We start from the raw sequence: 22,726 nt of genomic DNA, 5'->3' as shown, positions 1-22,726 counted from the left end.
ACCTTTGTGCCACGGTATTGTGTCGCGAGGTGCAGCGGCATCTACCCAGAAGGGATGAGATTGCCATGCTCGATAGTTGCCAGAACGCCCAGGAACGCTGGGGCGGTGTTCACAAGCTGATCGATCGTTGGCTGGAGGAGCGCCAGGAATTGGTGCAAGCCTTCCGCGCCCTGCGCGATGCCAAGCCGGCGTTTGCCGACAAAGACCAGAACCGCGATTTCTGCGCCGTTCTGGTCGACTATGTTTCGGCCTGGCACTTCGAGGTCAGCGAGCAGCTGGTCAGCGAAGCCAAGGCCTTTGGCGATACCAAGGCGCTTGAACTGGCCAAGCAGATCAATCCACGTATCGATGACAGCACCCAGATCGCGCTGGCTTTCAATGACCACTGCGAAAAGGGCGAGTGCACCGACCCCGAACGCTTCGCCGAAAAACTGGGCAAGTTAGGCAGCTTGCTGCGCGAACGCTTCGAGCTCGAAGACTGCCTCATCGACGTGCTGCACACTGCACACAAGCAAGAAGACGCAGTCCAGGCCTGAATCAGTCGGACACTGCCAGCAGCTCGATTTCGAACACCAGAGGGGTATAGGGCGCGATCAGGTCGCCCGCCCCGTCGGCGCCATAGGCTTTGGCCGATGGCACCACCAGGCGCCATTTCGCCCCGGTCTTCATCTTCGGCAATGCCACCTGCCAGCCTTCGATCACCGAGTCGAGCTTGAACCATTGCGGTTGCAGGTTCTGGTCGAACACCGTGCCATCCGGCAGACGTCCCACGTAGCGTACCTGCACCCTGCCGCTGGCCTTGGGCTGTGCGCCCGTGCCGCTGGCCAGTTCGCTGTAGAGAATGCCATCGGCCAGCTCATGGACGCCTTTGCGGGCGCGTTCGCTGGCGAGGAAGCGTTTTTCCGCGGCCAGCAGCTTGTCCACCTGCGCCTGTTCGGCGGCAGCATTGGCCTGTTCTTCGTGCTGCGCGAGGATGGCCTGCATGCGCGACTTGGCAATACGTGGAGGCTCGCCTTGATACGCCTGGCGCAGGCCTTCCACCAGGGCCTCGAGCTGCAGCCCAGGCACTTCCTGGCGCAGCCGCTCGCCCAGGCTGGCACCCAGGCTGTAGGCCAGGTCGCTGTCGGTGGCGGGGCTGTTGTCGGTGTTGGCCAGGCACAGCGCAGGCACCAGGCACAGGCCGAAAATCAGAGAGCGAGGCATGGAAGACTCCTGCGGCAATGAGCGCGAAGTATGCCAGCCTTGTTGCCGAAAGATGTGTAAATATCGGCAACACATTAACGGGCAACTACACTTGCTTGCAGCTGCAAGACAACAACTTTGCCCAGGCATGCAACGCGGCGCTACCGAGACGGTCAACATGCCCTAGCGGCGGTAGCAGCAGAAGCATAGTATGAGCCGCACTCTCGTCAGCCAGGAGGTAAACCATGTCGGCCAAAAAGAAGCCAGTAAGTACGCCGTTGCACCTGCTCCAGCAACTTTCGGGCAGCCTGCTCGAACATTTGGAAGATGCCTGCTCCCAAGCGCTGGCGGATGCCGAGAAGCTATTGGCCAAGTTGGAAAAACAACGTGGCAAGGCCCAGGAGAAACTGCACAACGCCCGCCTGAAGTTGCAGGACGCGGCCAAGGCCGGTAAAGCCAAGGCACAGGGCAAGGCACAAAAAGCCGCCGGTGAACTTGAAGACTTGCTCGACTCGCTCAAGGATCGCCAGACCCAGACCCGCACTTATATCCAGCAACTCAAGCGTGACGCCCAGGAAAGCCTGAAGCTGGCCCAGGGCGTCGGCAAGGTGCGCGAGGCTGCCGCCAAGGCACTGGACTCGCGTGCCGCAGCACCGAAGGCCGCGGCCAAGCCTGCGGCGAAAACCACCGCGGCCAAACCGGCAGCAAAACCCGCTGCCAAGCCCGCCGCCAAGGCGCCGGCCCGGGCTGCTGCCGCCAAGCCAGCGGCTAAACCCGCTGCGGCCAAGGCCCCGGCCAGAACCGCTGCTGCCAAGCCTGCCGCTGCCAAGGCGCCGGCCAGATCCGCTGCCGCCAAGCCTGCCGCTGCCAAAGCCCCGGCCAGAACCGCCGCGGCCAAGCCTGTCGCTGCCAAGGCACCGGCGAAAACAGCCGCCGCCAAACCCGCTGCCAAGCCAGCGGCTAAACCAGCCGTTGCCAAACCTGCCGCCGCCAAGGCCCCGGCGAAAACCACAGCGGCCAAACCAGCAGCCAAGGCTCCGGTGAAAGCTGCGGCGGCCAAGCCTGCTGCCACCAAGGCACCGGCCAAGGCACCAGCCAAACCGGTTGCCAAGCCCGTTGCCGCCAAGGCCCCGGCCAAACCCGCCGCCGCCAAGCCGGTTGCCAGCAAACCCGCTGACAGCAAACCAGCCACGGCGGCCAACGGTGCCTCCCCTGCGTCGGCAGCCAGCACGGCAGCGCCAGCAGCAACCGCTACCCCGGCTCAGTCGCCGACTTCGGCGTCCTGAAGCTCACGGGCCGCGACGCGCAGCTGATGCAGCGCGTCGTGGTTCCGGGCCTGGTCCGGCGCCAGTCGGGCCAGCCAATCCTGCCCGGCGTCCGCTGTCGCAGGCCACTCCCGCGCCAACGCCTCCAGACGTTCGAGCAAGGTACGCTCAGCCTGTAGTTCCAGGTCCTTGACCTGTTCACGCAACACGCTCAACTGCGGGTCGGCCAGCGCGTGCTCGCGCCACTGCCGGCGTAGCGTGCGCAGCGGCGCAACCACGTCGCGTTGCCAGGGGCTGGCCAAGGCCTGCAAGGCGGCCGTTCGTTGCTCGTCGGCGGTCACGCCACGGGCCTGCAGCCAGGTGGCGCAGAGCAGCAGGCAGACATCGCCGCCCAGTTCCTGAAGGGCCAGGCTGGCCGCTTCGACACCCGGCCGGGCGTACAGGGCCAGGGCGTGATTCCACAGGTCGGTGTGCATGGTTTCACTCGCGCCAGGGGTCGGCGAAGCTGGTAGACTCCGCGACCATCATGATCAGACTATCGAACCTCACTTTACAGCGTGGTCCACAGCGCCTGCTAGAAGGCGCCGAGATGACCCTGCACACCGGTCACAAGGCCGGCCTGATCGGCGCCAATGGCGCCGGCAAATCCAGCCTGTTCGCCCTGCTGCGCGGCGAGCTGTCGCCCGATGCCGGCGACTGCCAGCTGCCCGGCGACTGGCGCATCGCCCACATGCGCCAGGAGGTCGACACCCTCGAGCGCATCGCCGTGGACTACGTGCTCGACGGCGATGTGCGCCTGCGCAAGGTCCAGGCCGAACTCGCCGCCGCCGAGCAGGCCCACGACGGCACCGCCCTGGCCCGCCTGCACAGTGAGCTGGACAGCGCCGACGGCTACACCGCCGATGCCCGCGCGCGCAAGCTGCTGGCGGGCCTAGGTTTCAGCAACGAGCAGATGGACCGCCGGGTCGGCGACTTCTCCGGTGGCTGGCGGATGCGCCTGAACCTGGCGCAGGCCTTGATGTGCCCGTCCGACCTGCTGCTGCTCGACGAGCCCACCAACCACCTGGACCTCGACGCCATCCTCTGGCTCGAGGACTGGCTCAAGGGCTACCCGGGCACGCTGTTGCTGATCTCCCACGACCGCGACTTCCTCGACGCCGTGGTCGACCATGTGCTGCATGTCGAGCAGCGCAAGCTCAACCTCTACAAGGGCGGCTACAGCGCCTTCGAGCGCACCCGCGCCGAACGCCTGGCGCAGCAGCAGCAGGCGTACGAGAAGCAGCAGGCGCAGCGCGCGCACATGGAAAAGTACATCGCCCGCTTCAAGGCCCAGGCCACCAAGGCGCGCCAGGCGCAGAGCCGGATCAAGGCCCTGGAGCGCATGGAGGAGCTGTCGGCGGCGCATGTCGATTCGCCGTTCGACTTCGTCTTTCGCGAGTCGGAAAAAATCTCCAGCCCGTTGCTCGACCTCGCCGAAGGCCGCCTGGGTTACGGCGACAAGGCGATCCTCGAGAAGGTCAAGCTGCAACTGGCGCCCGGTGCGCGCATCGGCCTGCTCGGCCCCAACGGCGCGGGCAAGTCGACCCTGATCAAGAACCTCGCCGGCGAGTTGCAGCCGCTGTCCGGGCGCCTGGTGCGCGGCGAGAACCTCGCCGTCGGCTACTTCGCCCAGCACCAGCTCGATTCGCTGGACGACAAGGCCAGCCCGCTGCTGCACTTGCAGCGAATTGCGCCGAGCGAGCGTGAGCAGACCCTGCGCGACTTCCTGGGTGGTTTCGACTTCCACGGTGATCGCGTCGACGAGCCGGTGGTCAACTTCTCCGGCGGCGAAAAGGCGCGCCTGGCCCTGGCCCTGATCGCCTGGGAACGGCCTAACCTGCTGCTGCTCGACGAACCGACCAACCACCTCGACCTGGAGATGCGCCTGGCGTTGACCATGGCCCTGCAGGAGTTTGCCGGGGCCGTGGTGGTGGTATCCCACGACCGTCACCTGCTCAAGAGCACCACCAACGATTTCCTGCTGGTGGCCGACGGCAAGGTCGACACCTTCGACGGCGACCTCGACGACTACAGCCGCTGGCTGATCGAGTACCGTCAGCGCAATGCGCCGGCCAGCAATACTCCGGTCAACCCGGACAAGACCGACAAGAAGGCCCAGCGCCAGGCCGCCGCCGCCTTGCGTCAGCAGTTGGCGCCGCACAAGAAGGCCGCCGACAAACTCGAGGCCGAGCTCAACCAGGTGCACCAGCAACTGGCCGAGATCGAAACCGCCCTTGGCGACAGCGGTTTGTACGAGGCCTCGCGCAAGGACGAGCTGCGCGACCTGCTGGCCCGTCAGACCAAGCTCAAGCAACGCGAAGGCGAGCTTGAGGAAGCCTGGATGCAAGCCCTGGAAACACTGGAAAGCATGCAGGCCGAGCTCGAGGCGCTGTCCTGATGGAAGAGCTGCGTTCGCTGCTGCCGGGGCAGTGGATGGACACCTTCTGGCTAGGGCTGCAGATCCTGTTGATCCTGATTGCCGCGTTCGTCCTGCAGCGCATGGTTGGGCGTGGCCTGCAGAGCCTGGGCGAGCGCTACCCGTTGCCCCACGAGCTGCTGGTGCCGGTGCGCGGGGCCTTGCGCTGGCTGGTCATGGGCAGCGCGCTGCTGTTCGTGCTGGAGCGCCTGGGGGTGTCGGCCACGGTGTTGTGGACGGCATTGTCGGGCTTCGTCGCGGTGGCTGCGGTGGCCTTCTTCGCCATCTGGAGCGTGCTGTCCAACCTGCTGTGCGCGGTGCTGATCTACACCGTCGGGCCATTTCGCATCGGCGATGTGGTCGAGCTGGTCGATACCCTCGACAAGCCGGGAGTGAAGGGCCGGGTGATCGCCATCAACCTGCTCTACACCACCCTGATGGAAACGCCGGAGGCCGGTGGCGCGCTGGTGCAGGTGCCCAACAGCCAGTTCTTCCAGAAGGCCGTGCGCCGCTGGCGAGGGGCCGAGGCGGCAGTCACGCTGCAGGACTCCCCGGCCCTCGACGACTGATCGTTGCAAGCGTAAAAACCACTGGTTATTTTTTCGCCAGCACCGTAGCTTAACGTTTTGCAATAAATGGTCGAGCGAGGTGTGCGATGTCGATGGAAACGTGGTTGGCGTTCTTTGCCGCGTGCTGGGTGATCAGCCTGTCGCCGGGGGCCGGGGCGATTGCCTCGATGTCCAGTGGGCTGCAGTACGGTTTTTGGCGTGGCTACTGGAACGCCCTGGGCCTGCAACTAGGCCTGATCGTACAGATCGCCATCATCGCCGCCGGCGTGGGCGCGATCCTCGCTGCCTCGGCCACGGCCTTCCAGGTCATCAAGTGGTTCGGTGTCGCCTACCTGATCTACCTCGCCTACAAGCAGTGGCGCGCGCTGCCGCTGGACATGAGCGACGAGTCCGGCGTGCGGCCGATCGGCAAGCCGCTGAGCCTGATGTTCCGCGGTTTCCTGGTCAACGTCAGCAACCCCAAGGCGCTGGTGTTCATGCTCGCGGTGCTGCCGCAGTTCATCAACCCGCACGAGGCGCTGCTGCCGCAGTACCTGGCGATCACCGTGACCATGATCAGCGTCGACCTGCTGGTGATGGCCGGCTACACCGGGCTGGCCTCGCGCGTGCTGCGCCTGCTGCGCACGCCGAAACAGCAGAAGCGTTTGAACCGCACCTTTGCCGGGCTGTTCATCGGTGCCGCGACCTTCCTGGCTACCCTGCGTCGGGCGCCGATCTGAACTTCATACTGTTCCTCCTGTAGGAGCCAGCGTGCTGGCGAATGGCCCTGTTCGCCAGCACGCTGGCTCCTACAGGGGATCGTGTGGCCTCAGCGTTGTTTGTCCACCAACCCCCTGAGCAGATCCACCGGCAACGGGAAGACGATGGTCGAGCTCTTGTCCCCGGCGATGCTGCCCAGCGTCTGCATGTAGCGCAGTTGCATCGCCCCAGGCTCCTTGCCCAGCATCTGCGCGGCCTGCATCAGTTTTTCCGAGGCCTGCAACTCGCCCTCGGCATGGATCACCTTGGCCCGCCGTTCGCGCTCGGCCTCGGCCTGGCGGGCGATGGCGCGGATCATCGACTCGTTGAGGTCAACGTGCTTGATCTCGACGTTGGCCACCTTGATGCCCCAGGCGTCAGTCTGCGCATCCAGCACTTCACGGATGTCCATGTTCAACTGCTCGCGCTCGGCCAGCAGCTCGTCCAGCTCATGCTTGCCGAGCACGGCGCGCAGGGTGGTCTGGGCCAGCTGGCTGGTGGCACTGAGGAAGTCCTCGACCTGGATGATCGCCTTTTGCGGGTCGAGCACGCGAAAGTACAGCACCGCGTTGACCTTGACCGAGACGTTGTCGCGGGTGATCACGTCCTGGGGCGGCACGTCGAGCACCACGGTGCGCAGGTCGACGCGGACCATCTGCTGGATGCCGGGGATCAGGATGATCAGCCCCGGGCCCTTGACCTGCCAGAAGCGCCCGAGCTGGAACACCACGCCGCGCTCGTATTCGCGCAGGATGCGCAGCGCCGCCAGCAGCAGGACGCCGAGCAGCACCAGCACGGCGCTGAAACCCAATTGCATGAACATCGTCTACGCTCCTTGCGCCGTGGGCGCGGTGGCGCTGACCTCGAGGGTCAAGCCATGGCGGGCCGTCACCCGCACGTGCTGGCCGGCTTGCAGCGGCGTCGCGCAGCGCACCTGCCATTGTTCGCCCTGGGCCTGTACCGAGCCGCAGAACGGGTTGTCGGCGCGTACCAGGGTCACCGTCACCAGGCTGCCGACCAGCCCGGCATCGCCGCTGACCAGCGCCTTGCGCCTGGCCCTGAGTGCCATGCCCAGCACGCCGCCGAGCAGCAGCGCCGAGACCACCGCCAGGGCGATGATCAGCGCCAGGGGGATGCCGAAGCCGGGAGCGTCGGTGTCCATCAGGATCAGCGCGCCGACCACGAAGGCGACCACGCCGCCAAAGCCGACCACGCCGAAGCTGGGCAGGAATGCCTCGGCCACCATGAACGCCAGCCCAAGCAGGATCAGCGCCACGCCGGCATGGCTGACTGGCAACAGCTGCAAGGCATACAGCGCCAGCAGCAGGCAGATGCCGCCGACCACGCCGCCGACGCCGGAGCCGGGGTTGATGAACTCGAACAGCAGGCCGTAGACGCCGATCATCATCAGGATCAGCGCCACGCTGGGGTTGGTGATCACCGCCAGCAGGCGCGTGCGCCAGTCCGGCAGGTGTTCGACCAGGTTGGCGCCGGCAGTGTGCAGTTGCAGCGCTTGGCCGGCGGCCACCAGTGTCTTGCCGTCGAGCTGGCGCAGCAACGCCGGCAGGTCGCTGGCGAGCAGGTCGATCACCTTCAGGCGCTGGGCTTCGCTGGCCGACAGGCTGACCGCCTCGCGCACGGCCTTTTCCGCCCAGTCGGCGTTGCGTCCGTGCAGCTGGGCCAGGCCGCGCAGGTAGGCGGCGGCATCGTTGACCTGCTTGCGCGCCAGGGTGTCTTGTTCGGGGGGCACGGGCGGTTTGTCGACCTGGCCGATCTGCACCGGCGTCGCCGCGCCCAGGTTGGTCCCCGGGGCCATCGCCGCGACGTGGCTGGCATAGAGGATATAGGTGCCGGCGCTGGCGGCCCGGGCGCCGCTGGGGGCGACATAGGTGGCCACCGGCACGGGGCTGGCGAGGATCGCCTTGACGATCTGGCGCATGGCGCTGTCCAGCCCGCCGGGGGTGTCGAGGCGGATCACCACCAGTTGCGCCTGCTGCTCGCTTGCCTGCTCCAGGCCGCGCAGCAGGTAGTCGGCGCTGGCCGGGCCGATGGCGTCGTCGACACTGAGCAGCCAGACGCTGCCGGCGGGCGCGGCCTGCCCGCCCGGCGCCAGGCCAAGCATCAGCAGCAACAGCAACACACGCCAGCCGTGAGCGATCACCTGTCGTCACCTCGTGCGGACCTGTTCCTGAAGTTTAGCCGTGCCTGCCGGGGCACGGCCTAAACTTCAGGGTGGGGGCTAAACCGGAGGTGCAACATGCGAATGGCCAAGACCCTGCAGCAGCGCCTGGACCAGGCCAACTGCGACTACGACATCATTCCCCATCCCCACTCGGCCACCAGCCTTGAGTCGGCGCGCACGGCCGGGGTACCTGCCGGGCGGGTCGCCAAGTCGGTGATGCTCGACGACCGCCATGGCAACTACATCATGGCCGTGCTGCCCGCCAACCGGCACCTGGACATGACCGAGGTGCGCATGACCGGCGCCTGGCAACTGACCCGCGAAAGTGCGTTGCCAAGCCTGTTCGGCGACTGCGAGCGCGGGGCTATCCCGGCGCTGGGCAGCGCCTATGATATTCCGATGCTGCTCGACCGGAGTCTTACCCGCCAGGGCGATGTCTATTTCGAGGCGGGTGACCACGATCACCTTATCCACATGAGCATGGAGCAATACTTGAAGCTGGTGCCGCACGCCGAAGTGCGCGAATTGAGCTGATGCTCGCAACCAACGCCGGGCTGGCGTCGTGGACGATCAGCCCGGCCAAAGGAGTGAATCATGGAAGCGCCGATCCACAAGTTTTCCGAACTGTTCAAGCAACTGGGCCTGGCGGACGATGCCCAGGGCATCGATCAGTTCATCACCAGCCATTCCCCGCTCAAGGGCGATGTGAAGCTGGTGGATGCACCATTCTGGAACGAGGCCCAGCGTTCGTTCCTCAAGGACAGCATCCTCGAGGATGCCGACTGGGCCGAGCTGTTCGATCAACTCAACGAAGCCTTGCGTCGCCCCCGCAAATAAAGCGCCGAGCGGCACCTGATGGGTGATCGGGGCGTTGCTATGCTCAGGGAAAACAACAGGGGATGGCGCAATGAAAGATCCCTACGCACCAGGCTTCTGGTGCACCGTGACGATCCTGGGCACACTGAGCGCCGGCTACTTCTACGGTATCCGGCACACCCACACGATGAATCACGCCGTGCAGTTTCTCTACGCCGCCGCCGCCGTGACCGGGGCGGTGGCGCTCTGCGGCCTGGCCTGGATCGCCTGGCAGCAACTGCACCTGAACCGGCGGGAAGTGGCCCAGGGGCGAACGTTGCTGACCATCTGGAACACCAAGGTTGCCCTGCGCCGGGTCGAGACGGTGTTCGACCGCTACTTCTGGGGCAGTTACTGGCACTCCGGGCGCACCTTCGAAGAGGTGATGGGCGAACTCAAGGGCACGCCCCTGGAGCAGAGCCTGGACGCCCTCAAGCGTCAGTGTCGCGAGCTCGACCGGGAAATCCACGACCACCATCATCACTGGCTGGCCAACGCCCGCGACCTGTCCAGCGTGGCCACGGCCATGGCCCGTGAACGCTATCAACTCGACCTGTGCGACGCGCCCGCGCGCGACGGCGGCAATACCGCCGTGCTCAATCGCGACCTGGAAGTGCTGGTGTACACCTGGTCGGCGCGCCTGCGCAGCTTCGACCATCAGCTGGACGAGCTGGAACGCGCCTATCACTGAGCAGGGTCATTCACCGCGGATGTACTGTTCCAGCTGCAGGATCAGGTTGGCTTGTTCGGCGATGGTTTCCTTGACCAGGTCGCCGATCGACAGCAGCCCGAGGAGTTCGCCGTTATCCACTACCGGCAGGTGGCGCAGGTGACGGTTGGTCATCAGGTTCATGCAGTACTCGAGGTTCTGCTTGGGTTCCACTGTAATCACCGGTGCGCTCATGATCTCGTGCACCTTGGTGAACGGCGATGAGCGCCCCTTGAGCACCAGCTTGCGGGCGTAGTCGCGTTCGCTGACGATCCCCACCACCTGGTCGTTCTCCACCACCGGCAACGCGCCGACGTTCTTCTCCGCCAGCAGCTTCAGGGCATCGAGCACCGAGTCGTCAGGGCCGATGGTGTAGACGCTGTGGTGCTGGGCTTTGGCTTTGAGGATTTGCTCGACGTTCTTCATACGGGCCTCGGTGGGTGGAAACGCGACGTGTCGGAGTAAATAAAGCATCCGGCACGGCGCTCTGCACGGCAATGCCGGAAACGGCATCGAGGTGATTGAAAAACGTCATGGGGTGAGGGGCCGTCAAGCGGCCCCCGGATTTCAGAGTTTCGGCATCTGCCCCAGGCGCGCGACCATCTCGCTGACCACCTGCAGGTCGAGCATGAACTGCTCCACGGTCTTGAACTCGTTGTCGTTGTGCCCGGTGTACTTCACATCCGGCATGGCCAGGCCGAACTGCACGCCATTGGGCAGGTCATGTACCGAGGTGGCGCCGGCTGAGGTGCCGAACTCGTGCTTCATGCCCAGGTTCTCGCTGGCCACCGCCAGCAGCGCCTTGACCCACTCGCCTTCCGGGTTGCGGTACATCGGCTCGTCGAGGCTGTAGTCGAAGGCCACCGAGGTGTGGCTGTTGCGCGCCCAGGCACCGAGCTTGTCGGAGATCTCGGTCTTGAGGGTTTCCAGCGGCTTGCCCTTGGGAATGCGCAGGTTCACCGCCAGCTTGAGGGCCTTGTCATCCAGGCCGACAAAGGTCAGCGAGGTGGTCAGCGGGCCCATGAAGTCATCCTTGAAGCCGACGCCAAGGGTGTTGCCCAGGTAGTCCAGCCCCCAGTTGTCGGCCGCGTAGCGGGCCGCGTCGGTGATGTGGTTGTGCTTGAGCGGTACCTGCTTTTGCACGCCATTGAGGAAATCGAGCATGCGCGCCACCGGGTTGACCCCGGACTCCGGCTCGGAGGAGTGCGCCGACACGCCGGTGACGGTCAGCAGCACCTGCTTGCCCTCGGCCTTGGCGTCGATGCTGAAGTCGCCACCGTGCTGCTTGACGTACCCGGCGCCGGCTTTTTCCAGGGCCTTGGCCAGTTCTGCCGGCTTGTCGCCAAGCAAGGTCGCCACCGAGCTGCCGGGGATCTGGTTGGTGGCCAGGCCACCGGTCAGGCCCACCACCTCGGCACCTTGGCCCGTGCCAGCACGTTTGGTGAAGGTGGCCATGACGGTGCCGTAGCCCTTCTCGGCGATCACCACCGGGTAGCCGCCGTCCAGCGCCAGGTTGTAGTCGGGGGTGGCGTTGCGTTCGAAGTAGTAGGGGATGGCGTCGCCGGTGGTTTCCTCGGTGGTGTCCACCAGCAGCTTGAACTGGCGGGCCAGGGGCAGCTTCTCGTCCTTGGCCACTTTCAGCGCGTACAGCGCGACGACGATGCCGTTCTTGTCGTCCTCGGTGCCGCGGCCGTACATGCGATCGCCCACCAGGGTGACCTTGAACGGGTCGAGCTTGGTGCCGTCCTTGAGCTTCCAGTTGTCCGGATTGACCGGCACCACGTCGGCGTGGGCATGGATGCCGATCACTTCCTTGCCTTCGCCCAGGGTGATCTCGTAGACGCGGTTGTCGATGTTGCGAAACTGCAGGCCGAAGCCCTCGGCCAGGGCCTTGATCTTGTCGGCGATCTTGAGGAATTCCGGGTTCTCGTGCTGCGGCACGCCCTCCTTGCGCACGGTGGGGATCGCCACCAGTTCACGCAGGGTCTCGGTGGCGGCCTTGGCGTACTTGATGCGGGTGTACAGGCCCAGCAGGCGGTTGATCTCGTCCTGCTGCTCGGCGCTCAGCGGCTTGCCGGCCAGGTAGGCCTTGAGGGTCGCGTCGAGCTTGTCGGCCTTGGCCAGGTCGCTGCCGGCCAGCTTGCCGAGGAACTGCTTGAAGTCGGCCGGGTTGCTGCCGTCGTAGGCCTTGATGATGGCGGCGGACTGTTGCTGGGTGAGGTTGGCCTGGGCCGGGATCGCGAACATGGCCGCGCTGGCCAGCAGCACGGAGGCGGCGGAGAACTTGGTAAATGGCATGGGCGTGCGCATTCCTTTGCAAGTGTGGGAGGGTGCCCGTTTACGCAAACGGGAAGTGCCCACGCTAACACCAATGACCCCTCTCGCGGGAGAGGTGGCACTGTGCAGTCACGCACAAACGAAAAAGCCCCGGGGCAATGCCCCAGGGCTTCTTGAAGATGGCGCACTCGGCGGGATTCGAACCCACGACCCCTGCCTTCGGAGGGCAGTACTCTATCCAGCTGAGCTACGAGTGCAACGGGCCGCATGATACCCATGTGTATCGGTGGCGTCCATGGTCTTGATCTGCGGATGTTTTTCCCAGGGGCGCGGGCCGCCTGCTCACAGGGCGATCAGTTCCGGTCGCAAGCCCTCCATGCGCTGCACGGCGGGCTTCAAGTAACCCTCGGCGCCGGTGATCTGGTGCAGCACTTTCTCGCGCAATCCATGCAGTGCCACCCCGGTGCGTTGGCGCGGATGTGGCAACTCGATCTCCACCACCGCCTTGATTCGCCCTGGTCGCGGTTCCAGCACCACCACCCGGTCGGCCAGGTAGGTCGCTTCCTCGGCGTCGTGGGTGACCAGCAGGATGGTAATGCCCGAGCGCTTGCGAATCGCCAGCAGCTCATCCTGCAACTGCTGGCGGGTCAGGGCGTCGAGGGCGCCAAAGGGCTCGTCCAGCAGCAGGATCCGTGGGCTGGCCACCAGCCCGCGGGCGATTGCCACCCGTTGCGCCATGCCGCCGGACAGCTGGTGCGGATAGGCCGACTCGAAACCGACCAGGCCCACCAACTGCACGAACTCATGCACGCGCCGGGCGCGCTCGCCCTGGGTCAGGTGCTCGTTCACCAGGCCCAGGCCAATGTTCTGTTCCACGTTCAGCCAGGGGAACAGACGGTGTTCCTGGAACACGATGCCGCGCTCGCCGCCAATGCCGCGCACGGGCTGCCCGTCGACCTGGATACTGCCACTGTAGTCACTGTCCAGCCCCACCAGCAGGCGCAGCAGGGTGGACTTGCCGCAGCCGGAAGAGCCGACGATGGCGATGAACTCGCCCTCGTTGATCGACAGGTCGAAGTCGCGAATGGCCTCGAACGGCTGGCCGTCGACGCTGAAGGTCTTGCCGACCCGCTCGAAGCTGACCAGCGGTGGCGTGGCGTCGGCCTGGTTGGCCGCGTGCAGGGCCGGGGTAATGAAGGCGTTCATGCGGTTCTCCAGCGCGTGGCGCGTGATTCGAGGGATTGGCCGAGGTGGCCGAGCAGGGCGCCGACCAGGCCGATCAGGACCATGGCGGCCATCACCTGGTCCATGCGGAACAACTGTTGGGCGCCGATCATCAGGCTGGCGATGCCACCGTCCGAGGGCATGAAGTACTCGGCGCCGATGGTGCCGAGCCAGGCGTAGATCAGCGACAGCCGGGCACCGGCGAAGATCGCGGGGGCGGCACCGGGCAACACCAGCAGGCGCAGGCGCTGTACCAGGCCAAGGCGCAGCGTTTGCGCCGCCTCGGCCAACTGCGGCGACAGGCTGGCGATGCCGCGCTGGGTGGCGATCAGCAACGGGAAGAACGCCGCCAAGCCGACGAACACCAGCTTGGCGCCTTCGCCCAGGCCGAACCAGGCGGTGAGCAGCGGCACCCAGGCGAACAACGCCACCTGGCGCAGTGCCGACAGGCTGGGGCCGAGCAGCCGCTCGGCAGTTTGGCAAAGCCCCAGCAGCAGGCCGAGGGCCAAGCCGGCGCCGCCGCCCAGCAGCAGGCCGGCCAGGGTACGTTGCAGGCTCAGGCGCAGCGCTTCGGGCAGCGAGCCGTCCAGCACGCCGGCTTGCAGGCTGCGCAGTACCTCCAGCGGTGAGGTGAGGATATTGCCGTCGACCCAGGCGAAACTGCTGCTGGCCTGCCACAGGCCCAGCAGCGCCGCAGGCAGCAGCAGGCTTTGCCAGCCGCGCGGCGTGGGCCCGCGCACCTGCTCGCCGGTGGCTGGCTGTGGCCAGTACAGCAAGCGGTGTTCCACTCGCGAGAAACCACGGTCCAGCAAGGCGCCGACCAGGCCAATCAACAGGATGCAGAGGAACACCAGGTCGAGCATGAACAACTGTCGGCCCCAGACCATCAGGTAGCCGATGCCTTCGCTGGAGGCCAGCAATTCAACGGCCAGCAGGGAGGTCCAGCCAGTCGCCAGGGCCAGGCGCACGCCAGCGAGGAAGGCTGGCAGCGCGGCCGGCAGCAGCAGCCGCAGAAACAGCAGGTGCGGCGGCAGGCGCAGGGTGGTGGCGGCTTCGCGCAGCTTGGGCTGGGCATCGCGCACGCCGACCAGAGTGTGCAGGGTGACCGGCACCACCACCGCCTTGACCAGCACCACCAGCTTGAGCAGCTCGCCGATGCCGAAGAACAGCATGAACAACGGAATCCAGGCCAGGGTGGGGATCTGCGCCAGGGCCACGAAGGTTGGCAGCACCCAGGTTTGCGCACGCCGTGAGCTGCCCAGCCAGCTGCCCAGCAGCAGACCGCTGGTGATGCCGGCCAGCAGCCCCCAGAACAGGCGCTGCAGACTTATCCACAGGTGCCCCCACAGCTCGCCGGAGCCGAACTCCAGCGCGCTCTGCCAGACCAGCCCCGGCGTCGGGAGGATCTGCTCGCTCATCCAGTGCTCGTGGCTGGCCACCGCCCAGAGCGCCAGTACCAGTGCAGGCACTAACCAGGGCAAGGCTTGGGAGCGGGCCTGTGTCAGCGAGCGAAGCCGCGCGACATTGCCCCCGAGAACTTCACTCATAGGTCCACCTCGCAAACCCTTCCTTGTTTATTCATTTAAGGAATTAAAAAACTAAATAAATATCCATCAAGGGATAAGAGCACGGCTCGGTTCCTGGCGAACACCCCCGTTCCATTGCGTTTTCCTCATATTTTCCATGCGTTTCCCGCAAGCCCCTCGGCGAGCCGCATGGGGTCTCGTTTATGTCTTCTGGTTACTAAAAAATGAAGTTTTGATCTTTGCAGGTTCTAACCCGAGCGGCCTAGCTTCTGGCCAAAGCGCCGGCCATCGCCGGTGGCAGCCTGCCAAGGAGCCTTGCCATGAGAACCGTCTTGCGCCACTTGCTCACCCCCTTGTTCGTCGGCCTGCTGGGTGCCCTGCCAGCAGTTGCCGATGCCGCCCAGCCCGACGTTATCCGCATTGCCGTGCCGGACCTCAGCGCCGGCAGCAAGCCGGCCGCCGGCGGCGTGGTGGATGTGCTGCGCGACCAGCAACTGCTGGAAAAAGAATTCGCCAAGGACGGCATCCGCATCGACTGGCGCTTCTTCAAGGGCGCGGGGCCGGTGGTCAACGAAGCCCTGGCCAACGGCCAGGCGGATTTCGCCTACCTGGGCGACCTGGCGGCGATCATCGGCAAGGCCAACGGCCTGGACACCCGCGTGCTATCCGCCGGGGTGCGCGGGGTGAAGAGCTACCTCGGGGTGGTGCCGGGCTCGGGCATCCACAGCCTGCAGGACCTCAAGGGCAAGCGTGTGGCGGTATTCCGCGGCACCGCCAACCAGCTGTCGTTCGCCAGCGCCCTGGCCAGCCAGGGGCTGAGCGAGCGAGAACTGAAAGTCATCAACCTGGACTTCAACGCCGCCAATGCCGCACTGGCGGCCAAGCAGATCGATGCCACCTGGGGCCTGTCGAACCTGCTGTCGCTGCGCGAGCGCGGCCTGGTCGAGCTGCCGGTCAACTCCCGCGACCTCAAGGGCGCGGGCAGTACCCAGGCAGTGTTGTTGGGGACCGGTGCATTCATTCGCCAGCACCCGGACCTCACCCAACGCCTGGTCAACGCCCAGCAGCAGGCGGTGAAGTGGCTGCGTGACGAACACAACCGCGACGCCTATGTCGCGCTGGTGGCCAACAGTGCCAATTGGCCGGCGGCGATCCTGCGCGATGACCTGGCCCAGGAGAACCTTGCCGACTACTTCGACCCTCGTCTGGACCCAGGCTTCGTCGCCCTGCTGCAACAGGGCGTCGACCTGGCCGCCAAGGAGCGCCTGATCCGCCGCGGCTTCCAGGTCGCCGACTGGATCGAGCCGCGTTTTCTCGATGCTGCCCTGCAACAGGGCCAGGCCATCCAGGCCGCCCGCTGACCCGACAACAACCCTGAGGACCACGACCATGAGCAACGCCGCACTGGCCACCGCGCCGCAACCTCTCGAACTCGACATCCACCCCGTTGCCGGGCGCATTGGCGCCGAGATTCGTGGCATCAAGCTGTCCGCCGACCTCGACCCGGCCACTGTCGACGCCATCCAGGCGGCGCTGGTGCGGCACAAGGTGATCTTCTTCCGCGCCCAGACCCACCTGGACGACGTGGGCCAGGAAGCCTTCGCCCAACTGCTCGGCGAGCCCATCGCCCACCCCACCGTGCCGGTGGTGGACGGCACCAGCTACCTACTGCAACTGGACGGCGCCGAAGGCCAGCGGGCCAACTCCTGGCATACCGACGTGACCTTCGTCGATGCCTACCCCAAGGCCTCGATCCTGCGTAGCGTGCTGGCGCCAGCCGCCGGCGGCGACACGGTGTGGGCCAACACCGCCGCGGCCTACCAGGAGTTGCCCGAGCCATTGCGCGCCTTGGCCGATCAGCTGTGGGCGGTGCACAGCAACGAATACGACTACGCCAGCGTCAAGCCCGACGTCGACCCGGCCAAGCTCGAGCGCTACCGCAAGGTGTTCACCTCCACCGTGTACGAAACCGAGCACCCGGTGGTGCGCGTGCACCCGATCAGCGGCGAGCGGACGTTGCAGCTGGGGCATTTCGTCAAGCGCATCAAGGGCTATTCGCTGGCCGACTCGCAGCACCTGTTCGCGCTGCTGCAGGGGCACGTGACGCGGTTGGAGAACACCGTGCGCTGGCGCTGGCAGGCCGGCGACGTGGCGATCTGGGACAACCGCGCGACCCAGCATTACGCAGTGGACGACTACGGCACCCAGCCGCGCATCGTGCGCCGGGTGACCCTGGCCGGCGAGGTGCCGGTGGGGGTGGATGGGCAACTGAGTCGGACCACGCGCAAGGGCTGAGATTGCTGGGGCTGCTTTGCGGCCCTTTCGCGACACCAGGCCGCTCCTACCAGGAGATCTTGTTCCCCTGTGGGAGCGGCCCCTGTCCGCTACAACTCGCTATCACAGGCAATCAGCTGCTTCACCAACCCCCGCGCCAACGCCGACAAGCCATACCCCACCCGGCTCACCACCCCATAGCGGGTATAGAACGCCTCTTCCTGCTCCGGCGCCAGGTCCACCAGCTTCAGCGCGACCAGCCCGTCGTAGGGTCGCAGGTTGGCGCTACAGGCGATGCCGATGGTGTCCGAGTGCAGCACCACGTTGAGCAGTGCATAGCCATGCTCGCACTCGACACTGGGCAGGAAGTCTTGCCGCCCACTGAGGTCGCTAAGGATCTTGCGGATGTTCGGCGGGCGGAAGGTGGTCGCCAGCGGATAGCTGAACAGGTCCCGCGCACGCACCTCGGCAAGCTCGGCCAGTGGATGCCCGGCCCGGCAGCAGAAGTGCCAGCGCTGCGGCGCCAGCTTGTGCACCTGGTAGTCCGGGTCGGCCTCGAACTGACGGGTATCGGCGACGAAGAACTCGATCTCCTCGGCCATCAGGCGGCGGTTCAGCGCCTGCCAGTTATCCACCTGGAAGCAGGTGCGCGCCGCCGGGTACTCGGCGACGAAGCGGGCCACGGCCCGGGGCACCAGGCCACCGGCCGGCGCCGGCCCCGAGCCGAAGCGCACCACCCCGGTAGTGGCGCCGTTGAACTGGTTGATCTCGTTGACCAGGTTGTGCGCGCCATGCACCAGCCGCCGCGAATGCTCCAGCACCAGCAAGCCCTGGCGGGTCGGCGCCAGCTCCTTGCTGGCGCGGTCGACCAGGCGGCAGCCGACGTTGTGTTCCAGCGTCTGGATGCTGCGGCTGAAGGCCGATTGCGAGAGGTTCACCGCCGCTGCCGCGCCGACGAAACTGCGGTGTTCGACAAGGGCGATGAAGTGACGGAGTTGGCGCAGGTCGATATGCATTGTCTACATGGAAACTTTCGGTGGAATGCAATTGCTGGGAAGGGTTGGGAACCTTATAAAGGGAGTCACTTATTCCACAAAATATGAATTACAAATATTTATATCTCTTAAAAGAATATAAGCCCGCCTGACCGCGATTCGGTTCCGCCAACGGAAATGCTCGCCTGGGCCCATGCCTCAAGGAGCATTTGCATGTCCCGACTTTCCCGTTGGCCGGCGCGCGCGTCGGCGATCGCTTTGCAACCCCTGGCGGCCGGGGTGCTGCTGGCCGCCGCCGGCAGCAGCTTCGCCGAGCAAGCGGCCAGCGCCGCACCGGTGGTCGCCCAGGACACCCAGCTTGGCACCGTCACCGTCAATGCCCGGCGCCGTGAAGAGAGCGCGCAGAGCGTGCCCACGCCAATCAGCGTGCTGAGCAGCGAAACCCTGGAAACCCAGCGAATCTATCGGGTGCAGGACCTGCAGCAACTGGTGCCGAGCACCAACGTCTCGTATGTGCATGCCCGCCAGTCGAGCATTTCGATCCGTGGCCTGGGCAACAACCCGGCCAGCGATGGCCTGGAAGGCAGCGTCGGCGTGTACCTGGACAACGTCTACCTGGGGCGGCCGGGCATGGCGGTGTTCGACCTGCTCGACGTCGAGCAGCTGGAGGTGTTGCGCGGCCCGCAGGGCACGCTGTTCGGCAAGAACACCACCGCCGGGGTGCTCAACATCACCACGCGCAAGCCCACCTTCCAGCGCGAGGGCAGCGTGCAGTCGTCACTGGGCGAGGACGGTTACTGGCAGACCCAGGGCAGCTTCTCCGGCCCTCTGACCGATACCCTGGCCGGGCGCATCAGCGCCTACCACACCGAGGACGACGGCTATGTGAAGAACGTCTACAACGGCCATGACCTCAACGGTGGCAAGCGCCAGGGTTTGCGTACCCAGCTGCTGTTCAAGCCCAGCGAAACCTTCAACCTGCGCTGGATTGGCGAATACAACGAAGAAAATTCCGACAACGGCATCCTCAGCCTGTACAGCACCGGGCCGACCCTCAACGGCGTCAACCGCTATGAAAGCCTGGCGCGCCAGGCCGGTGCCACGCTGGTGTCGGGCAAGGACCGCAAGGTCAATTTCGATTCCGACCAGATGGTCAAGGTGTTCCAGGGCGGCACCTCGGTGGAGGCCAACTGGACCCTGCCCAACGACTTCACCCTTACCTCGATCAGCGCCTACCGCTGGTGGGACTTCACCCCGCGCAACGACGACGGCCTCAATGTGCCGGTGTTCTACAACGCCGGTGTTTCGGTGCGCGACAAGCAGTATTCCCAGGAAATCCGCCTGGCCTCGCCCACTGGTGGTTTCTTCGACTACGTGCTCGGCGCCTATTACTTCAAGCAGGACCTGGACAACAAGTCGTTCACCTACAACGGCCCGCAGGCTGATATCTGGAACCTCACGCCGGCCGGCGCCCTGGCGAACGTCACCACGATCGGCAATGGCCATATCGATACCGACAGCTACGCGCTGTTCGCCCAGGGCACCTGGCACCTTACCGAGCGCCTGGACTTCACCGCCGGGGTGCGCGGCACCTATGAAGAGAAGAGCGCCTGGGTGACCCGCGACGCGCCGGCCGGTGGCGCGCCGGTCAGCGGCGCGGCCGCGACCGCTCGCCAGGGCCGGGTGGGCGCCTACGATTCGGGCGACCTCAACCAGTACAGCTTCGCGCCATCCGGGCTGCTGAGCCTGAGCTACCGCTTCAGCGATGATCTGCTGGGCTACGCCAGCCTGTCCCACGGCGAGAAGTCCGGCGGCGTCAACCTCACCGTCGGCGCCGCGCCACGGCTGGGCACCGATTCGCTGCTGGTGGGCACCGAGCGCGCCAACAACGCCGAACTCGGCATCAAGAGCAGTTGGTTCGACAACCGCCTGCAACTGAACAGCAACCTGTTCTGGACCGAGGTGCACGGCTACCAGGCCAACGTCTACGACCAGGTCAACCGCGTGCAGTACCTGGCCAACGCCGGCAGCGTGCGCTCCCGCGGCCTGGAGTTCGAGGCCACGGCAGCGCCGCTGCGCGGGCTGACGCTGAACTTCAACGGCTCGTGGAACGACGTGCGCTACACCAAGTACGACGACGCGCCGTGCCCGCCGGAAATCAGCCTGGCCAACGCCGCCGCCACCTGCGACCTGTCTGGCCACCAGGTGGTGGGCGCCTCCAAGTACATCGCCAACCTCAACGGCCAGTACAAGTGGCAGTTGAGCGATCGCATCGAGCCCTACGTCACGGCCAGCTACGCCTTCCGTTCCAAGGCCGTGGGCACCATCGACGACTCCGACTACGGGCAGATCCCCAGCTACGCCATCGTCAACCTGTCCACCGGCGTGCGCCTGGACCAGGGCGACGGCGTGCTCGACCTGTCGCTGTGGCTGAAGAACGCCGGCGACAAGACCTACTTCACCAGCCTGTGGAACTCCGCCAACGGCGGTTATGCCGGGGTGCTGGGGACTCCGCGCACCCTGGGCGCCACCGCCCGTTACGACTTCTGAGCACAAGGAGCTTTGCCATGAATGCCAAGACCCAACCCCATGACCTGCCTGAGGGCGCCTGCCTGACTGCCAAGGTGCCCGACCGCGATGAAGCCTTGCTCGGCGACGTGGTGGTCAACCCCTACCGCCTGGCGCCGCTGACGGCGATCATCCGCGACGGTGGGCGTGCCCTGGGTGCCGCCCATGTGCGCGTGCTGGGCCGTGGCGAGCGCGGCGTCGACATCGCTTACCAGGTGTCCGACCGCGCGCTGTGGACCTACGGCGGCATCCCGGTATTCGGCCTGTACCCGGATCATGTCAACCAGGTCGAGGTGAGCTACAAGCTCGACGGCGAGCGTATCCGTGAGCACTACCAGATCTACGCCCCGGCCGTGCGCCTGCCGGTGGTGGCCAGGCAGACCGCCGCGCTGCCCCGTGTCGAGCCGGTCAAGGTAGCGCCGGGCTTCGAACAGCGCCTGTACCTGTTCAACCACCTGCTCGGCGAGATCCCCGGTGGGCGGGCCTTCAAGTGGAACGGCCTGGGCGGCGCCGCCGAGTGGGACCAGGTGGGCAACAACTGGATCGCCGACAGCAATGGCGACGTGCGCTGGTACCTGGACATCGAGCAGATTCACGATTCCAACCGTCGCGACGGCCTGGGCGGGACCATGGGTTTCCACCAGACCCGTGACGGCAAGCTGATCTGGGGCCAGGGCCAGACCTATTCGAAGTACGACCTGCTGGGCCGGCAGGTGTGGCAGCGCAACCTACCGGACAAGTTCGCCGACTTCTCCCACGAGATCCGCGAAACCGTCAACGGCACCTACCTGCTGCGGGTCGGCACCAGCGACTACCGCCGCCCGGACGGCAAGCGCGTGCGCTCGATCCGCGACCATGTCATCGAGGTCGACGAAGCCGGCGACGTGTTGGACTTCTGGGACTTGAACCAGATCCTCGACCCCTATCGTGGCGACCTGCTGGAGACCTTGGGCAAGGCGGCCATCCAACTGCCGGCCGGGCTACCCAAGCAGGACGAGCGCCTGGCCAACGAGCTGGCCGAGGGCGACCTGCCATTCGGCGACACGCCGGGCGTCGGCACCGGGCGCAACTGGGCCCATGTCAATGCCATCGACTACGATGCCGATGACGACAGCATCATCGTTTCAGCCCGCCACCAGGGGGTGGTGAAGATCGCTCGCGACAAGCAGGTGAAGTGGATTCTCGCCGCGCCCCAAGGCTGGCCGGCGCATCTTCAGGACAAGGTGCTCAAGCCGGTGGGCGAGGGCTTCGAGTGGTCATGGACCCAGCACACCGCCTGGCTGACCGGGCGCGGTACCTTGACCGTGTTCGACAATGGCTGGGGCCGTGACTTCGGGCCGACCAAGCTGAGCGGCAACTACAGCCGGGCGGTGGAGTACAAGGTCGACGAGGCCAAGGGCACGGTCGAGCAGGTGTGGCAGTACGGCAAGGAGCGCGGGGATGAGTGGTACAGCCCGATCACCTCGGTGGTGGCCTACCGGGCAGATACCGACACCCAGTTCATCTATTCGGCTTCGGTGAACTTCCTGACGCCCGAGAAACTCACCACCACCGTGCTCAATGAGGTGCGCCGGGGCACCCAGGAGGTGGCGGTGGAGCTGAAAGTGCACAGTCGCCAGCCAGGCAGCGTGGGCTACCGGGCGCTGGTGATCGACCTCGACAAGGCGTTCTGATGGACTAACCTTCCAGGGCCCTATCGCGGGGCAAGTCGCAGCGGCGCAGCGCCCATGCGACTTGCCCCGCGATGCATTTCCACTGATCTGAATTCCGACCACTCGTTCTTTTTTTCGAACAGCCTATTGTCCAACACCCTAGCGCCCGCTTAGCATTCCGTTTGAGATTTCAAACGCTCGGCACCCAGGCGTCGAACACCCTGGTGCACGAATTCCTGACGGCCGCCCCCCTTT

The 22,726-nt window shown here is 65.7% G+C and carries 21 protein-coding genes and 1 tRNA gene; 12 read left to right on the top strand and 10 right to left on the bottom strand.

What is annotated here, in order from left to right:
• The first annotated feature begins 65 nt into the window (after positions 1–65).
• Positions 66–536, top strand: a complete 471-nt coding sequence (gene rsd / locus KSS95_RS02315; RefSeq protein WP_217851301.1) for a sigma D regulator — start codon at positions 66–68, stop codon at positions 534–536.
• A 1-nt stretch (position 537) separates the two neighbouring features.
• On the opposite strand, the gene KSS95_RS02310 is transcribed toward rsd, so the two are convergent.
• Entirely contained in the window at positions 538–1,203 is a 666-nt protein-coding gene (locus KSS95_RS02310; RefSeq protein ID WP_217851299.1) for an FKBP-type peptidyl-prolyl cis-trans isomerase, read from the bottom strand.
• A 224-nt stretch (positions 1,204–1,427) separates the two neighbouring features.
• Here KSS95_RS02310 and KSS95_RS02305 point away from each other — a divergent pair, with 224 nt between their 5' ends.
• On the top strand, positions 1,428–2,468 hold the full coding sequence (locus KSS95_RS02305; RefSeq protein WP_217851298.1) for an AlgP family protein: 1,041 nt from the start codon (positions 1,428–1,430) through the stop codon (positions 2,466–2,468).
• On the opposite strand, the gene KSS95_RS02300 is transcribed toward KSS95_RS02305, so the two are convergent.
• Positions 2,444–2,923 carry a TIGR02444 family protein gene (locus KSS95_RS02300; RefSeq protein WP_217851296.1) on the bottom strand — a complete coding sequence of 160 codons (480 nt, stop codon included), beginning with the start codon at positions 2,921–2,923 and terminating at the stop codon, positions 2,444–2,446. The genes KSS95_RS02305 and KSS95_RS02300 overlap by 25 nt on opposite strands.
• Before the next feature lie 50 nt (positions 2,924–2,973).
• Between KSS95_RS02300 and KSS95_RS02295 the strand changes: the two genes are divergently transcribed.
• The 3 genes from KSS95_RS02295 to KSS95_RS02285 all read left to right on the top strand — a co-directional run bounded on the left by KSS95_RS02295 (position 2,974) and on the right by KSS95_RS02285 (position 6,190).
• Positions 2,974–4,884 (top strand): ATP-binding cassette domain-containing protein, encoded by a 1,911-nt coding sequence (locus KSS95_RS02295; RefSeq protein WP_217851294.1) that lies wholly within the window; start codon positions 2,974–2,976, stop codon positions 4,882–4,884.
• A complete protein-coding gene (locus tag KSS95_RS02290; protein ID WP_217851292.1) occupies positions 4,884–5,471 on the top strand; it encodes a mechanosensitive ion channel family protein in 588 nt (195 codons plus the stop codon). Before KSS95_RS02295 ends, KSS95_RS02290 begins: the two co-directional genes overlap by 1 nt.
• An 86-nt stretch (positions 5,472–5,557) precedes the next feature.
• Positions 5,558–6,190, top strand: a complete 633-nt coding sequence (locus KSS95_RS02285; protein WP_217851291.1) for a LysE family transporter — start codon at positions 5,558–5,560, stop codon at positions 6,188–6,190.
• Between the two features lie 89 nt (positions 6,191–6,279).
• Here KSS95_RS02285 and KSS95_RS02280 read toward each other — a convergent pair whose 3' ends face one another.
• Positions 6,280–7,032 carry a slipin family protein gene (locus KSS95_RS02280; protein WP_217851289.1) on the bottom strand — a complete coding sequence of 251 codons (753 nt, stop codon included), beginning with the start codon at positions 7,030–7,032 and terminating at the stop codon, positions 6,280–6,282.
• Positions 7,033–7,035: 3 nt separating this feature from the next.
• Complete coding sequence (locus KSS95_RS02275) at positions 7,036–8,370, bottom strand: NfeD family protein (protein ID WP_217851287.1); 1,335 nt, start codon at positions 8,368–8,370, stop codon at positions 7,036–7,038.
• Between the two features lie 96 nt (positions 8,371–8,466).
• Here KSS95_RS02275 and KSS95_RS02270 point away from each other — a divergent pair, with 96 nt between their 5' ends.
• From KSS95_RS02270 to KSS95_RS02260, 3 genes are all read left to right on the top strand, one after another.
• Positions 8,467–8,925 (top strand): aminoacyl-tRNA deacylase, encoded by a 459-nt coding sequence (locus KSS95_RS02270; protein ID WP_217851285.1) that lies wholly within the window; start codon positions 8,467–8,469, stop codon positions 8,923–8,925.
• 60 nt (positions 8,926–8,985) lie between these two features.
• On the top strand, positions 8,986–9,228 hold the full coding sequence (locus tag KSS95_RS02265; protein ID WP_217851278.1) for a DUF2789 domain-containing protein: 243 nt from the start codon (positions 8,986–8,988) through the stop codon (positions 9,226–9,228).
• Between the two features lie 70 nt (positions 9,229–9,298).
• Positions 9,299–9,937, top strand: a complete 639-nt coding sequence (locus tag KSS95_RS02260; RefSeq protein WP_217851276.1) for an NADH:ubiquinone oxidoreductase subunit N — start codon at positions 9,299–9,301, stop codon at positions 9,935–9,937.
• Between the two features lie 6 nt (positions 9,938–9,943).
• Here KSS95_RS02260 and KSS95_RS02255 read toward each other — a convergent pair whose 3' ends face one another.
• The 5 genes from KSS95_RS02255 to KSS95_RS02235 form a co-directional block, all read right to left on the bottom strand.
• A complete protein-coding gene (locus KSS95_RS02255; RefSeq protein ID WP_217851274.1) occupies positions 9,944–10,381 on the bottom strand; it encodes a CBS domain-containing protein in 438 nt (145 codons plus the stop codon).
• A gap of 141 nt (positions 10,382–10,522) precedes the next feature.
• The gene (locus KSS95_RS02250; RefSeq protein WP_217851272.1) at positions 10,523–12,253 is read right to left on the bottom strand and encodes a dipeptidase; all 1,731 of its coding nucleotides are present in this window, start codon (positions 12,251–12,253) and stop codon (positions 10,523–10,525) included.
• 159 nt (positions 12,254–12,412) lie between these two features.
• A tRNA-Arg gene (locus KSS95_RS02245) sits at positions 12,413–12,489 on the bottom strand.
• Positions 12,490–12,574: 85 nt separating this feature from the next.
• On the bottom strand, positions 12,575–13,438 hold the full coding sequence (locus KSS95_RS02240) for an ABC transporter ATP-binding protein (protein ID WP_217851270.1): 864 nt from the start codon (positions 13,436–13,438) through the stop codon (positions 12,575–12,577).
• Positions 13,435–15,003: an ABC transporter permease gene (locus KSS95_RS02235; protein ID WP_217851268.1), complete on the bottom strand. Its 1,569-nt coding sequence runs from the start codon at positions 15,001–15,003 to the stop codon at positions 13,435–13,437. Before KSS95_RS02235 ends, KSS95_RS02240 begins: the two co-directional genes overlap by 4 nt.
• A 299-nt stretch (positions 15,004–15,302) precedes the next feature.
• Between KSS95_RS02235 and KSS95_RS02230 the strand changes: the two genes are divergently transcribed.
• Positions 15,303–16,343, top strand: a complete 1,041-nt coding sequence (locus KSS95_RS02230; protein ID WP_217851266.1) for an ABC transporter substrate-binding protein — start codon at positions 15,303–15,305, stop codon at positions 16,341–16,343.
• Positions 16,344–16,371: 28 nt separating this feature from the next.
• Complete coding sequence (locus KSS95_RS02225) at positions 16,372–17,277, top strand: TauD/TfdA dioxygenase family protein (protein ID WP_217851264.1); 906 nt, start codon at positions 16,372–16,374, stop codon at positions 17,275–17,277.
• A gap of 89 nt (positions 17,278–17,366) precedes the next feature.
• Here KSS95_RS02225 and KSS95_RS02220 read toward each other — a convergent pair whose 3' ends face one another.
• The gene (locus KSS95_RS02220; RefSeq protein ID WP_217851262.1) at positions 17,367–18,272 is read right to left on the bottom strand and encodes a LysR family transcriptional regulator; all 906 of its coding nucleotides are present in this window, start codon (positions 18,270–18,272) and stop codon (positions 17,367–17,369) included.
• Positions 18,273–18,428: 156 nt separating this feature from the next.
• Here KSS95_RS02220 and KSS95_RS02215 point away from each other — a divergent pair, with 156 nt between their 5' ends.
• Together KSS95_RS02215 and KSS95_RS02210 are read left to right on the top strand one after the other, a co-directional pair.
• Entirely contained in the window at positions 18,429–20,801 is a 2,373-nt protein-coding gene (locus tag KSS95_RS02215; RefSeq protein ID WP_437179568.1) for a TonB-dependent receptor, read from the top strand.
• Between the two features lie 17 nt (positions 20,802–20,818).
• Complete coding sequence (locus tag KSS95_RS02210) at positions 20,819–22,492, top strand: aryl-sulfate sulfotransferase (protein ID WP_217851259.1); 1,674 nt, start codon at positions 20,819–20,821, stop codon at positions 22,490–22,492.
• Positions 22,493–22,726: the final 234 nt, after the last annotated feature.

It is taken from the genome of Pseudomonas muyukensis (assembly GCF_019139535.1).
GTDB lineage: Bacteria > Pseudomonadota > Gammaproteobacteria > Pseudomonadales > Pseudomonadaceae > Aquipseudomonas > Aquipseudomonas muyukensis.
The sequence above is the reverse complement of the archived record's forward strand: the minus strand, read 5'-3'. Positions and strand labels throughout refer to the sequence as shown.